The sequence below is a fragment of the Bradyrhizobium murdochi genome, from assembly GCF_000472965.1.
GTDB lineage: Bacteria > Pseudomonadota > Alphaproteobacteria > Rhizobiales > Xanthobacteraceae > Bradyrhizobium > Bradyrhizobium murdochi.
Genome location: NZ_AXAU01000001.1, coordinates 1,155,567 through 1,167,556, shown reverse-complemented (window position 1 = coordinate 1,167,556; position 11,990 = coordinate 1,155,567). Strand labels below are relative to the sequence as shown.

Below are 11,990 nucleotides of genomic sequence, written 5' to 3'. Positions count from 1 at the left end.
ATGCAGGTATTTACCTGCATATTCTATTCTTCACAGAGTGAGACCGATGCAGGCCGACAAGGTTTTCAAAGCGCTGGGCGACCCGACACGCAGAAAGCTGCTTGATCTTCTCTGTGAAAAGAACGGGCAGACGCTCGGCCAGCTTTGCGAAAACCTGGACATGGCCCGGCAATCCGCCACGCAGCACCTCGAAATCCTAGAGGCGGCCAATCTGGTGAGCACGGTCAGGCGCGGCCGGGAGAAGCTGCATTTCATCAACCCGGTGCCGCTTCATGAGGTCTACGAGCGGTGGGTGCGGAAATTCGAACGACAGCGGCTCAGCCTGCTGCACGATCTGAAGAAAGAACTCGAAGGAGAATGACGATGACCAAAGAGACGACCAGCTTTGTCTACGTGACCTATATTCGCTCGACGCCGGAAAAAGTGTTCGAGGCCATCACGAAACCGGAGATCGCAAGGCGCTACTGGGGCCACGAGAACGTCTCTGACTGGAATCCCGGATCGAAATGGGAGCACGTCCGCGCCAATGATCAACGGAGCGTCGAACTGGTCGGCAAGGTCATCGAGGTCTCGCCGCCGACCCGTCTCGTCATCACCTGGGCGAATGCGTCGCAGGCCTCAGATCCTTCCGCCTACAGCCGGGTGACGTTCGAGACTGAGGAATACGAGGACATGGTCCGGCTGACGGTCACCCATGACGAACTCGAAGCCGGCAGCGGGATGGCGAACGGCATCAAGAAAGGTTGGCCGGTCGTCCTCGCCAGCCTGAAATCCTTGTTGGAAACCGGCCACGGCCTCGACGTTTTCGCCAAGCCGAAATCGGCCTGATCCTTGGTCGTGTCAATCAATTAGAAGCGGGAGAATGACCATGACCAAGTCCTTTATCGGCGGGTGTGCGTGCGGCGCGATCCGTTTTGAGACGAGCAGCGAACCGCTCGTCGAGAGCCACTGTCAGTGCCGCGATTGCCAGAAACGAAGCGGCACGGGCCACGGATCCTACCTGGTCTTCCCCCGGCGAGCCGATGTGACAATTACGGGCGAAGCGAAAGAATGGCGGGTGGCGGACGACAACGGAAATGAAAAGGTCCACGCCTTCTGCCCGACCTGTGGAACGCCGGTCTACCTGACATTCGTCGCCAATCCGGAGCCGATAGCGGTCCACGCGGCCAGCCTGGACGACCCAAGCCAATTCAATCCGCAACTGATCACGTACGGCATCCGCGGACACGCGTGGGACAGGATGGACCCTTCGCTGCAGAAGTTCGAGCGAATGCCGCCCAGATAATTTTCGCGGGGAGAAGCACTCGTGTTGCAGAGTGTCCTGAACCTAGTTCGCGGCGCGCTTGCTCCGCCGGCCGTTTCCCTTTGCCGGCCATCGCCCTGCGCTGACCGCTGAGCGGACCACTTCGACCATTGTCTTGCGTACCTCGAGAAAGGCTTTTGTTTGCGGACGGTCCGCGAGCGAAACCAAGGCGCACGAGCGCGTCAGCGGCGGATCGATGATGCGCCGTGCGTGATATTTCTCCGCCGCCAAATCGGCGAGAACGGTTGCGCGGGAGAGGATCGCGCATCCTAAACCAGCCTCGAGCGCCATTCGCAATGCCGACAACGAATCGACTTCGAGCGTTTCGCTCGGCGTGATCTGATTGCGCAGAACCTGGGTCTGGATGATCGCGCGCGATGCCGGCATCGGCGTCAGTCCAACCACGCTCCGTTGCGGAATGGCGGAGAAGGCGATCGGACTGGAAGATTTGCCGATCAGGCTCGGATGTCCGACGAGATAGAGATCTTCGTCCTGCAGCCACTCGACGTCCAGGCGGGCATCCCGGGGCGGATTATAGGTGAGTGCGAGATCGACTGTCCCTGAGAAGACGCGTTCGATCAGCGCCGGCGACAGCGCCTCGACGACCGTCAGGTGTACGCCTGGGGAATTTTTTCGCACCGCCTTCATGACGTCGAGCGCAACGATGGAGATCGCGGTATGGCTGAGGCCGAGGCAAACCGGACCGGTCGCGGCCTCATTGAAAGTTCGCACATCCTCTTCTGCCTTGCCGAGCGCCGACAGTACGGCGCTGGCGTGCTCGTAAAGCCGCCGGCCAGCCGCGGTCAGTGCGATCCCGCGCGGCCTGCGCTCCAGCAGCTTGACGCCCAGATTGGTTTCAAGTGCGGCGACGTGATGGCTCAGCGCCGACTGGGCGACGTTGAGCGCCTCCGCAGCCCGCGACAGCACGCCGGCGTCGGCGATGGCGATGAAGTAGCGAAGCTGCCGCAATCCGAGCGCCATAGAGCCTGCCATCTAATTACTAGAACATAATGATCTTCATATTATATTTGTCAGATACCAATGCGCGCGGCAAGCTCGCCCGCAATCAACAAGGACGACCCCGAGGAGCGCCAGCGCATGGACCTGCCTGATAGCGTCGTCATCAGCGAGGAGGGGCCCCGCGAAGGCTTTCAGATCGAGCCGGGCCCGATCGCGACCGCCGACAAGATCGCGCTGATCGATGCGCTCTCCGCATGTGGGCTTCGCCGGATCCAGATCGCCTCCTTCGTCAATCCCAAGCACGTCCCGGGTTGGGCCGACGCCGAGGCCGTGATTGAAGGGTTCACCGCGCGGAAAGGTGTCGAGTACTCCGCCCTGTGGTTCAACGAGAGCGGGCTAAAGCGCGCGCTTGCGTTCAAGCACAAGCTCACCCTTGCCGGGTTCATCTCGCTGAGCGCATCCGAGCCGTTCGCGATCAGGAACCTCAACCGCGACCGTGCCGGACAGATCGAAGCCATGCGCAAGTACGTGCGTGTGCATCGGGAAGCCGGCGTGCCGATTGCGAAAATCATCGTCATGGCCGCATTCGGCTGCAACTTCGCAGGCGACATCTCACCGGCGGAGGTCGTCGCGACAGTTTCGGACGCGCTCGCCATCGCGCGCGAAGCCGGCGTAGAGGTGCGCGACGTTGCGCTGGCGGATTCCATGGGCTGGGCCACGCCGAGGCGGGTTGCGGCAGCGGTCAGCGCCGTTCGCGACCGCTGGGACGATTTGCGGATCGCGCTTCACCTCCACGATACGCGCGGGCAGGGCATCGCCTGCGCCTATGAGGGCCTGCGGCTCGGGGTCACGGCTTTCGATGCGGCGGTGGCAGGGCTCGGCGGCTGTCCGTTTGCCGGCCAACCCGGTGCGCCGGGCAACATCGCCACCGAAGAGCTCGCTTTGCTGTGCGAGGAGATGGGCATCTCCACCGGCCTAAATATCGAGGCGCTGATCGAGGCCGGGCGTCTAGCCGAGCGTATCGTCGGACATCGGCTGCCGAGCGCCGCGCTGCGATCGGGGACGCTTGCCGCCTTCAGGAGACGGGGTGCATGACGACCTTTTCCAAACCGCTCGCAGGGCTGAAGGTGCTCGACTTCGGCCACACCATCATGGGGCCGTGCGCGGGCGTCCTGTTTGCCGATCTCGGCGCCGACGTCGTGAAGATCGAGCCGGCCGACGGCGATCCGACGCGGCGGTTGCCGGGTTTCGCGGCCGGCTTTTTCGCGACTTACAACCGCAACAAGCGTTCGATCGCGATCGACCTGAAGCGGCCCGAGGGACAGGCGATCGTGCATCGGCTGGTGAAGGACGCCGATGTCGTGCTGGAAAATTTCGGACCAGGAACGATCGAGCGGCTGAAGTGCAGTTGGGAGGATCTGCGCCCGATCAACCCGCGTCTTGTGTACCTCTCGATGAAAGGATTTCTGAAGGGGCCGTACGAGAACCGCGGCGCGCTCGATGAAGTGGTGCAGATGCAGTCCGGGCTTGCCTATATGACCGGCCCGCCGGGGCGGCCCCTGCGCGCGGGCGCGCCGGTCATCGACATTCTCGGCGGCGTGTTCGGCGTGGTAGCCGCGCTGGCCGCGCTGCGCGAGCGCGACGTCACCGGCGTAGGGCAGAAGGTCGCGAGTTCGCTGTTTGAAAGCGCAACCTTCATGCTCGGCGCGGTCGTCGTCGGCAGCGCAGTTACCGGCGGGCCGATGCCGCCGATGCCGGCACGGAAAAACGCCTGGGGGGTCTATGACGTTTTCACCGCTTCCGACGGCGGCCAGGTCTTCATCGGCTGCACGTCGGACGGACACTGGCAACGCTTCTGCGACGCGTTCGGCTTCGATGACTGGCGCGATGATCCGAGGCTCGTCGGCAACGCCAATCGTTGTGAGGCGCGCGAGTGGATGCTCCCCGAACTGGAGCGGCGGATCACGAAACTGCCGCTGAACGAGATCCTCGAAAAGTGCGAGGCAGCGCGGGTCGCCTATTCGCGCGTGGGGCGGCCCGACGAATTGTCGACCGATCCGCATCTGCTTGCCAGTGGTGGTCTGCTCGCGACCGCCGTGTCGGCTTTCGGCGGCGGACCGATGGTCGGAATTCCGGCGCTGCCGGTGGAATTCGGCGATGTGCGCGAACGGCCGGGCCTCGCGCGCCAGCCGCCACGGGTCGGTGAGCACGCCGATGAAATTTTGCAATCGGCCGGATATTCGGCGCACGAAATTGCCGATCTGCGCGCGGCCGGCGTGCTGGGCGCGGCGGTGAGCGCGCCTGCATAGAAGCGAACAACACGAAGCGAACAATGAAAAGGGCGGTCCAACCGCTTTCATAACGCCTAGTCAGGGAGAAGGCGAACATGATTTCCGATAGACTGCTTCAAGCGAAGGCACGCATTCTCGGCGTGGCGGTCGTCGCGATGGCGCTGGTTGCGATGGTGTCGAGCGCCACGGCGCAACCATACCCGTCCCGGGCGATCACCATCCTGGTCGGCTATTCCGCGGGCGGACAGGCCGACGCGCTGACCCGGACGATCGGCAAGCAACTCGGCGAGAATCTCAAAGTATCCGTCGTCATCGAGAACAAGACGGGCGCCAACGGCATGATCGCGGCGCAGGCGGCGGCGCGCGCCGAGCCTGACGGATACACGATCCTGATGGTGACCGATGCGATGGTCGCCATCGATCCGCACCTCGCCACCAGCAACCATTTCGATCTTTCGACCGCGATGGAGCCGGTCGTCAACGTCGCGTGGTCGCCGCTCCTGCTTGCCGCGGCCAACAATGTGCCGGCGAATTCGGTGGCCGAGCTGGTCGCTTTGGGTAAGCAGAAGACGCAGAATTTGAGTTTCGGCAGCTCCGGCAGCTCGACGCCGCATCGCCTCGCCGGTGAGATGCTGCAGAAATACGGCGGCTTCACTATGACCCACATTCCCTACAAGGGAACGGCGGCGTCGGTGAATGATCTCCTGGGCGGCCAGATACCGCTACTGTTCGGCGCGCCCACGGCGGTGGAGCCGCTGGCTGCGGCCGGCAAGATCAAGCTGCTCGGCGTCACGTCGGAGAAGCGCTTCCCGTTGCTGCCCAACCTTCCGGCCATCAGCGAAACCTTCGCAGGCTTCAAGATCATCCAGCTATATCGGCTTCATGCTGCCCAAGAAAACCCCGACGCCTGTCATCGCGACCTTGAACAAGGAAGTGAATGCGGTGCTTGCCACTGACACGATGCGCGCATGGCTGGACAAGCAGGGCATGGTCGCCGTTGGCGGCACGCCTGATGATTTCAAGCGCCAGATCGAGATCGACTATCAAGCGCGGGGTGAACTTGTCCGCGCTCTCGGCATCACCAGCGAGTGAGTCCAGGAGTGCCGCAACGCGCGGAGGAGAACGGCGACGGCTTCTGCGCTGATCGGGCCGTGGCTAGGGCGTGTACTCATTAAGCGACTGACTGATGTCCGCTCAACCCTGAACAGCGGCGGAATAGCGGACATAGCCCGATGTCGCAGAAGGGCCAACAGGTGACATTTGAAATGAAAGAGGCCGCCAACTGAGGCGGCCCCTTTTCGACTAGCAAATCGTACACTTCTTTGATTCGTGCTTCGACGGCTACTTCTGTGTAGGCGCGGGCGGCGTTGCAGGCGGCGAGGGCGTGGTCGCGGCTGGAGGTGTTGATGTTGTCGTAGTCGTACCGGATCCGCCGTAAATATAAATGAGCACTCCAGCAAGAATAGCCACCACGGCAGCGATCAGTATGTTTCTATTGAGAGGCGTCATGACAAGTTGCTCCGCCGTAATTTAACCGTCGCCTCCAAGCTTAGATTACTCGCTTCTGGGCAATCACCCAAACTGGGCCACCCCGAAATTCAAACTGGGCCAACAGGGATCCAATCAGGGCAGCACCCGGCAGCGCATGGGAACAGATTGGCAACTCCAGACCGTTCCTGAACTCAGCAGATGCGTGAGAAAGTCCAGGGCCAATAGGCGAACTGGAACGTCCGGCCAAAATCTGGCACGGCAGACTGTTCCTTATCCTGTATTCGCCGCTGGAATCCGATTGACATGAGCCGACGCTGTTTCCTGGCTGAGATGAGGCATTCAAGTCGCTGATCGCCCGCTTGTTCAAAGCCTGCTCGCGAGCTGCATTGCGGTCAATGCGCAGCGCTCAAGCGGTCGGCAAGTGCCGACCGAAAACTGATCTGCCGATTTGCTCCTTCAACCGTTCTGGTTCAGGAGTACTCATATTGCGGCCGGATCAATGCAGTTTGTAGCAGATCCAGTCGAAGGTAAAGTCATAGCCGCCCTTTACAATCCGAAGCTGGATTGTTGCCATCATTGGATTTGGCGCCTTCCTTGAGTTCTCGCGCGGCCTGACGATAAAACTCTTCGTCTCTACCTATCGGCTCGCCTGCTTGCTGCCACAGCTCGTAAGCTCGCCGTGTAATCCTCATTTGTTGGCCATTATCCATGATATCTCTCCTTCCGAAGCGCTCGCGGAGAAACGGAATATGGATACCTCTCTTGGGCGCTCTGCCATAGAGCTTGTCGCTCAGGCGTTGACGCATCCGTACGCGAGAATATGTTGATCTCGCAAAAGGATCATTAATGAATCGCGAGCCCGCGTCAGGAAAAACCTGTCGGAGGCGCCATATGCAAATACATCAGTTGTGCTTGTTCAGGCGCTCTTACCGAGTCGCTAGTTGGCATTCACGCATAAGCCGACGGTTCTCGTGGGCCATTTTGTTTATTTTTGTGTTCCCCGCCTACTGCCTAGCCGGGGAAGGGAAACCCATCAGCATCACTGTGGCGGCCGACCACACGAAGGCCAACGGAGAACCCTGGGACGGCATTTCAGGCCTCGGCGGGGGCCGCGGTCCGGCGGCCATTCCCATCCCCCACAAAAATGCGCCGGATCTGGCGGTCTGCGTCGTTCGTTTGGAAACGCCTCCGGAATGCAGCATGCGGTATGTGAACTTGAAGCAATATTCGCTTTGCCAGAACAGCTATGATTGCATTTTCAAGCGGGTGAGCATCCCTGACGGTCCTTTCGGGCTCATCATTCTGGATTTGGACTTGCGGCGGCATGACCTAGTTGGTTTCCTTTTAATGACGGCTGGGAAGGCTCTTACTCCTGACCAGCGAGCCGCTTTGGAAAGTGAGATTCGGAGAAGAGCCGACCAGTTAGCGCCCGCTTTCTCCCAAGGAGAGAAGCAACGCAGGTTGAGGGAGATGCTCGTTGTTCCGATGGACCGCTGCGCCGAAGCTAAGGGCTGCAGGCTCGTCCAATCCGAAATCCGCGTGAACTCGGCCGAGTGATCCTTGCCGAGGCAGTTCCGTCCCGTCGCCACGTCAAAGGTGATACGAGCGTCAAGCCGCCCCTGACGCGCCGCCGTGACGGCGCAATGGGCCGGTCATCGGCAATGCCCAGGTCCGGGCATTGCCCGTGGCTTGACCCGGAAACCGCGCTAGACCGTATCGAGCTGGCTCAGATAGCGAGCGACGCTCTCCTCGAGTTGCGCGCGCCGCCGCTCCACCTTCGCCCGTGTGAAGTTCCTGTCCCGGTTGTTCACGGCTTTGAACCTGCTGTCATCGATGGCCACGCGCGCCGTCGCAAGGAGACCCGTCTCGCGGCAGAGTTCGACGCGCGGCATACCTTGCGTAGCGCCAGGCCATTGTCTTCGCGGAAGTCGGCAATCGTCTTGTGATCGGGAGCGAGCCGACCCAGCAGCCACATCATCTCGACATTGCGCTCGGCCTCTCGTTCCAGCCGCCGGCTTCACTCCTTCAAAGCTCATCTCCGCCAAATCGAGCGCACCGACAAACACGTCGATCACGCGGACGGGGTTGCTCTCATCAATGAAATCATCGAGGCACTCGGGCCGTAGCGTCCATTGCCCACGATCGGCCTCCTCAACGAAGCGCCTCATCGATCTCCCCTAGAATCACGGGAGAATCATAACAGCCGCACGGCGTTTTCACACAGCCAGGGTCAACAACGACAAAGCTCAGGGCGGGCATAATAGGTCCGCTTTCGGGTGCATAGCGTCCGACCCGCTCCTTGGCGGGCCACATTGAGCCGGACTGTCTTGCCGTGATTCAAGCCTCCTATCGTGGGGGCGAATTATGCGTTACGAACTCACCGACAAAGAGTGGGCTGCAATCAAGCCGATGCTACCGAACAAGCCGCGCGGCGTGCCGCGGGTGAATGATAGTCGTGTCCTCCTAGTACAGCCGCATCGGCAGCGGCAACTGGACGTCCTGATAGCGGCCTTCGTAGCGATCGACAAAATCCTGCAGGAAAAACGGAATGTCCCGTAGCTGGAGGTCGCAGCGTCGCCGCAACTCGTGCGCGACATCCACCGAAGCGTCACGACACCACCCCGCGGCGACGTTGAAAGCAACCACCCGGATCGGATTGGTGTACTGGCCGGTGAGCAGGTCCATTACCACCGGCTCAAATCCCGGGCTCTCGGAACTGACTTCGGCCCAGACCCGGCCGTGTTCGAGGGACTCATGCTCGACGATATAGACGTCGTGCTCATCATCATGTGGCACGATCGACGGACCCGAGCCGGCGTTACGCATCAACAACTCCCGGACTGCAGAACGGGGAATCAAGCTGGCTTTTTTCGATTCGTTCCATATCGGGCGGAGAGGCGGACGGCCGCACAGCGCGCCGCTGTTCTTGCTCAATCGCAAAGCATGCGCCGCGCAGTGGCGACTGCGTTCCGACTAGGAACATTCAGCAGGGTCGTGACTTCGCGACTGTGTCATGCAGCCAACACAGAAAACGGACATGGCGGTGAGGAAGCCAGCGAAAAAAACGACCGCGAAGCTCAAAGGCGTAGGGATCGAGCGAAACGCCGCCCGAAATTAAGGAACAGTCCTCATGCCGCGTTACTTCTTCAACGTGTATCACGACAGGGCTGAACTCGATAAAGAAGGCGAGGAACTGCCCGATCTGCAAGCCGCCTGGCGGGAAGCGACCGTGACGGCGGGGCAGATCATCCAGGATCTCGATGGGAGGCTACGTCCGGGCAAGGACTGGCGGATGGAAGTCACCGACGAATTCGCAAATCTGCTGTACGTCATTCACGCCTGCGCCGACAAGTCCAGATAGGCTGGAAGACCGCAGCGCTATTTCGGGCGCTGCAATCCAGGCGACGTCAGCCAGCGTTCGATGACCGCTGCCGACTCGGTCGCGACCGCCGCTCGTATCAAACGATCACGCTCCTGTCCTGGCGGTGAGCTCTCCGCCTTTTCGCGGGCGCGAACTGCAATTTGTTTGAGGCGCTCCTGGAGCGAGAGTGCCGGGCGGCTGCGATTGCGCTTTTTCTTCATGGACGGATCTCCTTGTTGGCTTCGACCCTTCCACGTTTCGGCAACCGCATCCTTAACCTTTGTTTGGAACCGGCATCGGGCAGGTTTCGTTCACTCAGAGGCAGAAGATCATTCAATCGAACAGGACAGGCGCGTGGATCGAGATTCGGTGTTGGCAAGCTTGTTGCGGCGGCTCGATACCGTCTCGAAACTCGATCCGGCTGATATTGCCGCGATCCGTTCGCTTCCGATTGCGGTTCGCCACTGGGAAGGCGCAAGAGCCATCGTATCTGACGGCGAACGTCCGTCGGATTGCTGCCTGATCATCGAGGGCTTCTGTATCCGTTCCAAAACGACAGAGGCCGGCGAGCGGCAAATTCTCTCGATTCACATCCCTGGCGAGATTCCCGACCTTCAGAGCTTGCACCTGCAGAGGATGGATCATGATCTCGCCACGCTGGTCCCCTCGACGCTGGGGTTTATCAGCCATGCTTCGCTGCGAACCCTGACGCATGCGAGACCCAATGTTGTGGATGCGCTCTGGCGCGACACCTTGATCGATGCCGCGATATTTCGGGAGTGGATCGTCAATGTCGGACAGCGGCCGGCGCCGGCCCGGCTTGTCCATATCGCGCTCGAACTTCGCAGGCGTCTTCGTGCAGTCAGGGGCGGCATGGAGCCTGCTACGTTCGAATTCCCGCTTACCCAGGAGCAGATCGGCGAGGCGCTAGGCATCACTCCGGTGCATGCGAACCGCATCATCAGGCAACTGCGCGAGGACGGGATCGTCGACGTCAGCAGAGGGCAAGTGCGCGTGCTCGACGAAACAAAGCTCGCGGAACTGGCGCAGTTTGACGACCGTTACCTGCACCAGGATCCGGCCGCCTGAAGCGTCCGATCGTGCGGTGGCAGCGGTCCAGCCGCGCTTGGGTCGATCGGACGCAGCGATTTTGTTCGCGTCACTGGAACGATTCAAGATCGGGAAAATTATGCAATCTGTGTCAGGGATAGACACATGAACTCGAGCGGCTGCCGATGCAGTCCCGTTTACATGGCGCATCGGCGACCGCTTTCTTTTAGCCGCCGGCCATGAAGGATTTTGCAAACGCGTCGTTCCCGCCCGAGGTCATCTCGGTGATGGAGCAGGCGCTTGACGCCGCCGTCGCGACGCTCCCGGAGCCCGTCCATTCCCACCACGTTCAAGTGATCGCGGAAGCGATCCTGCGCGCCGCTCACAGCGGAGAGCGTGACCCGGTTGTCCTGCAACGGCTCGCATTGCTGGAGCTGCAGCTTCATCCTCGGTGAGAGCTATAGCGTTTTCCAGCGAAAGCCTGCCCCGGACTGATCCGGGGTGGACACCGGTTCGCGTCAAGAAAACGCGTCAAAACAAGAATCTAGAGCCCGGTTCTGATCCAATCAGAACCGAAAAGGCTCTAGCCGCCTTTGTTTGTTCAAGCGCTCTTTGATTTCTTCCGGGCGCTGGCGGGTCGAGCGGCTGCTCGCTTCGACGTGTTCAGTGCCACGGCCTCGCAAATGAGCGCCTTCAATGCCTTTTCGTCGATCTTGTCGCCTTCATGGAAATCGATGGCGCGCCGGGTGTTGCCTTCCAGGCTGGAGTTGAAGAGGCCTGACGGGTCCTCCAGCGAGGCGCCCTTGGCGAAGGTCATCTTCACGACCGCCTTGTACGTCTCTCCGGTGCAGATGATGCCGTCGTGCTCCCACACCGGAACGCCGCGCCACTTCCACTCCTCGATCACTTCGGGATCGGTCTGCTTGATGATGCTTCGGATCCGCGCGAGCATCTCGCCGCGCCAATCGCCCAGCTCCTTGATTCGCCCATCGATGTGCTGAGAGGGAGAGCTTCCGCCTTTTGCTTCGCTCGCGCCGCTCTTCTTCATTGTTGCCTTCTTCATGGCCGTTGTCATTCGCTCACAATCGTTCGCCGGGCAATTGGCTGGCTTGCCTTATCCAAGCGGCGAGTTGGGCTTCGTCAAATCCGTCCTCATAGATGTCGAGATAGCGCACTTCCTTGTGCTTGGACTCGCCGGGTGGGACAGGGCGCAGCGACGTGCCGCGGAAGAAGGTCACTTTGACGTATTTGGTGAAGCAGTGGTAGGCGAGGAACCAGCCGCCCTGAGCCTCGACGCCATAAAAGGGCGAGTTCCATTTGACCGCCTTGTGCACGCCAGGGACAGTGCGCACGATCAGCGCGTCGAGCTGGCGCCCAAGGTCGCGTTTCCAGCCCAGCATGGCTGCGATGTAGGCCTGCACGGGGGCATCGCCGTATCCCTTTGCGATCTGAGGATTGCCGCCCGAGAGCAGGACGGGCTTTGCCGTCTTTTTCGCGACCTTCGCTGCCTTCGTGGACGTCTTGCTGGCCATCG

The 11,990-nt window shown here is 60.9% G+C and carries 17 protein-coding genes and 2 pseudogenes; 12 read left to right on the top strand and 7 right to left on the bottom strand.

Annotated elements, in window-relative coordinates; translation table 11 throughout:
• Positions 1–46: 46 nt before the first annotated feature.
• Genes YUO_RS0106020 through YUO_RS0106010 form a run of 3 tightly spaced genes read left to right on the top strand, consistent with a single transcriptional unit; the run spans position 47 to position 1,285 of the window.
• The gene (locus tag YUO_RS0106020) at positions 47–361 is read left to right on the top strand and encodes an ArsR/SmtB family transcription factor (RefSeq protein WP_028346460.1); all 315 of its coding nucleotides are present in this window, start codon (positions 47–49) and stop codon (positions 359–361) included.
• A gap of 2 nt (positions 362–363) precedes the next feature.
• The gene (locus tag YUO_RS0106015) at positions 364–828 is read left to right on the top strand and encodes an SRPBCC family protein (RefSeq protein WP_028346459.1); all 465 of its coding nucleotides are present in this window, start codon (positions 364–366) and stop codon (positions 826–828) included.
• Between the two features lie 40 nt (positions 829–868).
• Complete coding sequence (locus YUO_RS0106010; RefSeq protein WP_028346458.1) at positions 869–1,285, top strand: GFA family protein; 417 nt, start codon at positions 869–871, stop codon at positions 1,283–1,285.
• Positions 1,286–1,327: 42 nt separating this feature from the next.
• Here YUO_RS0106010 and YUO_RS0106005 read toward each other — a convergent pair whose 3' ends face one another.
• Positions 1,328–2,284 carry a LysR family transcriptional regulator gene (locus tag YUO_RS0106005; RefSeq protein WP_028346457.1) on the bottom strand — a complete coding sequence of 319 codons (957 nt, stop codon included), beginning with the start codon at positions 2,282–2,284 and terminating at the stop codon, positions 1,328–1,330.
• A 60-nt stretch (positions 2,285–2,344) separates the two neighbouring features.
• Between YUO_RS0106005 and YUO_RS0106000 the strand changes: the two genes are divergently transcribed.
• From YUO_RS0106000 to YUO_RS47620, 4 genes are all read left to right on the top strand, one after another.
• The gene (locus tag YUO_RS0106000; RefSeq protein WP_235782631.1) at positions 2,345–3,358 is read left to right on the top strand and encodes a hydroxymethylglutaryl-CoA lyase; all 1,014 of its coding nucleotides are present in this window, start codon (positions 2,345–2,347) and stop codon (positions 3,356–3,358) included.
• Positions 3,355–4,572, top strand: a complete 1,218-nt coding sequence (locus tag YUO_RS0105995) for a CaiB/BaiF CoA transferase family protein (RefSeq protein WP_028346455.1) — start codon at positions 3,355–3,357, stop codon at positions 4,570–4,572. The genes YUO_RS0106000 and YUO_RS0105995 overlap by 4 nt, the downstream gene beginning before the upstream one ends.
• Positions 4,573–4,649: 77 nt before the next feature.
• Complete coding sequence (locus YUO_RS47625) at positions 4,650–5,510, top strand: tripartite tricarboxylate transporter substrate-binding protein (RefSeq protein WP_051379244.1); 861 nt, start codon at positions 4,650–4,652, stop codon at positions 5,508–5,510.
• Positions 5,497–5,646, top strand: coding sequence for a hypothetical protein (locus tag YUO_RS47620; protein ID WP_430649527.1), 150 nt, complete (start codon positions 5,497–5,499; stop codon positions 5,644–5,646). The genes YUO_RS47625 and YUO_RS47620 overlap by 14 nt, the downstream gene beginning before the upstream one ends.
• A 932-nt stretch (positions 5,647–6,578) precedes the next feature.
• Here the strand turns inward: YUO_RS47620 and YUO_RS45995 are convergent.
• A complete protein-coding gene (locus YUO_RS45995) occupies positions 6,579–6,755 on the bottom strand; it encodes a DUF2934 domain-containing protein (protein WP_156908489.1) in 177 nt (58 codons plus the stop codon).
• A gap of 271 nt (positions 6,756–7,026) precedes the next feature.
• Here YUO_RS45995 and YUO_RS0105985 point away from each other — a divergent pair, with 271 nt between their 5' ends.
• Complete coding sequence (locus tag YUO_RS0105985) at positions 7,027–7,602, top strand: hypothetical protein (RefSeq protein ID WP_028346454.1); 576 nt, start codon at positions 7,027–7,029, stop codon at positions 7,600–7,602.
• 155 nt (positions 7,603–7,757) lie between these two features.
• Here the strand turns inward: YUO_RS0105985 and YUO_RS47615 are convergent.
• Positions 7,758–8,213 (bottom strand): annotated as a pseudogene (locus tag YUO_RS47615) (transposase); the annotation flags it as partial.
• 196 nt (positions 8,214–8,409) lie between these two features.
• Between YUO_RS47615 and YUO_RS45990 the strand changes: the two are divergent.
• Positions 8,410–8,508, top strand: a pseudogene (locus YUO_RS45990) (IS5/IS1182 family transposase); the annotation flags it as partial.
• Here YUO_RS45990 and YUO_RS48880 read toward each other — a convergent pair.
• On the bottom strand, positions 8,509–8,871 hold the full coding sequence (locus YUO_RS48880; protein ID WP_028346452.1) for a hypothetical protein: 363 nt from the start codon (positions 8,869–8,871) through the stop codon (positions 8,509–8,511).
• 304 nt (positions 8,872–9,175) lie between these two features.
• Between YUO_RS48880 and YUO_RS0105970 the strand changes: the two genes are divergently transcribed.
• Positions 9,176–9,406 (top strand): DUF6894 family protein, encoded by a 231-nt coding sequence (locus tag YUO_RS0105970; RefSeq protein ID WP_028346451.1) that lies wholly within the window; start codon positions 9,176–9,178, stop codon positions 9,404–9,406.
• Between the two features lie 17 nt (positions 9,407–9,423).
• Here YUO_RS0105970 and YUO_RS0105965 read toward each other — a convergent pair whose 3' ends face one another.
• On the bottom strand, positions 9,424–9,627 hold the full coding sequence (locus YUO_RS0105965) for a hypothetical protein (RefSeq protein ID WP_028346450.1): 204 nt from the start codon (positions 9,625–9,627) through the stop codon (positions 9,424–9,426).
• 133 nt (positions 9,628–9,760) lie between these two features.
• Between YUO_RS0105965 and YUO_RS0105960 the strand changes: the two genes are divergently transcribed.
• Positions 9,761–10,495, top strand: a complete 735-nt coding sequence (locus tag YUO_RS0105960; protein ID WP_028346449.1) for a Crp/Fnr family transcriptional regulator — start codon at positions 9,761–9,763, stop codon at positions 10,493–10,495.
• 200 nt (positions 10,496–10,695) lie between these two features.
• Positions 10,696–10,911, top strand: coding sequence for a hypothetical protein (locus YUO_RS0105955; RefSeq protein WP_028346448.1), 216 nt, complete (start codon positions 10,696–10,698; stop codon positions 10,909–10,911).
• A 146-nt stretch (positions 10,912–11,057) separates the two neighbouring features.
• On the opposite strand, the gene YUO_RS0105950 is transcribed toward YUO_RS0105955, so the two are convergent.
• Complete coding sequence (locus YUO_RS0105950; RefSeq protein WP_028346447.1) at positions 11,058–11,519, bottom strand: DUF1801 domain-containing protein; 462 nt, start codon at positions 11,517–11,519, stop codon at positions 11,058–11,060.
• A 16-nt stretch (positions 11,520–11,535) separates the two neighbouring features.
• The gene (locus YUO_RS0105945) at positions 11,536–11,988 is read right to left on the bottom strand and encodes a DUF1801 domain-containing protein (protein WP_028346446.1); all 453 of its coding nucleotides are present in this window, start codon (positions 11,986–11,988) and stop codon (positions 11,536–11,538) included.
• Between the last annotated feature and the right edge of the window lie 2 nt (positions 11,989–11,990).

Coding starts and splice junctions, on each gene's coding strand:
- YUO_RS0106020 (WP_028346460.1), top strand. CDS start 47: ATGCAGGCCGACAAGGTTTTCAAAGCGCTGGGCGACCCGACACGCAGA.
- YUO_RS0106015 (WP_028346459.1), top strand. CDS start 364: ATGACCAAAGAGACGACCAGCTTTGTCTACGTGACCTATATTCGCTCG.
- YUO_RS0106010 (WP_028346458.1), top strand. CDS start 869: ATGACCAAGTCCTTTATCGGCGGGTGTGCGTGCGGCGCGATCCGTTTT.
- YUO_RS0106005 (WP_028346457.1), bottom strand. CDS start 2,284: ATGGCGCTCGGATTGCGGCAGCTTCGCTACTTCATCGCCATCGCCGAC.
- YUO_RS0106000 (WP_235782631.1), top strand. CDS start 2,345: ATGCGCGCGGCAAGCTCGCCCGCAATCAACAAGGACGACCCCGAGGAG.
- YUO_RS0105995 (WP_028346455.1), top strand. CDS start 3,355: ATGACGACCTTTTCCAAACCGCTCGCAGGGCTGAAGGTGCTCGACTTC.
- YUO_RS47625 (WP_051379244.1), top strand. CDS start 4,650: ATGATTTCCGATAGACTGCTTCAAGCGAAGGCACGCATTCTCGGCGTG.
- YUO_RS45995 (WP_156908489.1), bottom strand. CDS start 6,755: ATGGATAATGGCCAACAAATGAGGATTACACGGCGAGCTTACGAGCTG.
- YUO_RS48880 (WP_028346452.1), bottom strand. CDS start 8,871: ATGCGTAACGCCGGCTCGGGTCCGTCGATCGTGCCACATGATGATGAG.
- YUO_RS0105970 (WP_028346451.1), top strand. CDS start 9,176: ATGCCGCGTTACTTCTTCAACGTGTATCACGACAGGGCTGAACTCGAT.
- YUO_RS0105965 (WP_028346450.1), bottom strand. CDS start 9,627: ATGAAGAAAAAGCGCAATCGCAGCCGCCCGGCACTCTCGCTCCAGGAG.
- YUO_RS0105955 (WP_028346448.1), top strand. CDS start 10,696: ATGAAGGATTTTGCAAACGCGTCGTTCCCGCCCGAGGTCATCTCGGTG.
- YUO_RS0105950 (WP_028346447.1), bottom strand. CDS start 11,519: ATGAAGAAGGCAACAATGAAGAAGAGCGGCGCGAGCGAAGCAAAAGGC.
- YUO_RS0105945 (WP_028346446.1), bottom strand. CDS start 11,988: ATGGCCAGCAAGACGTCCACGAAGGCAGCGAAGGTCGCGAAAAAGACG.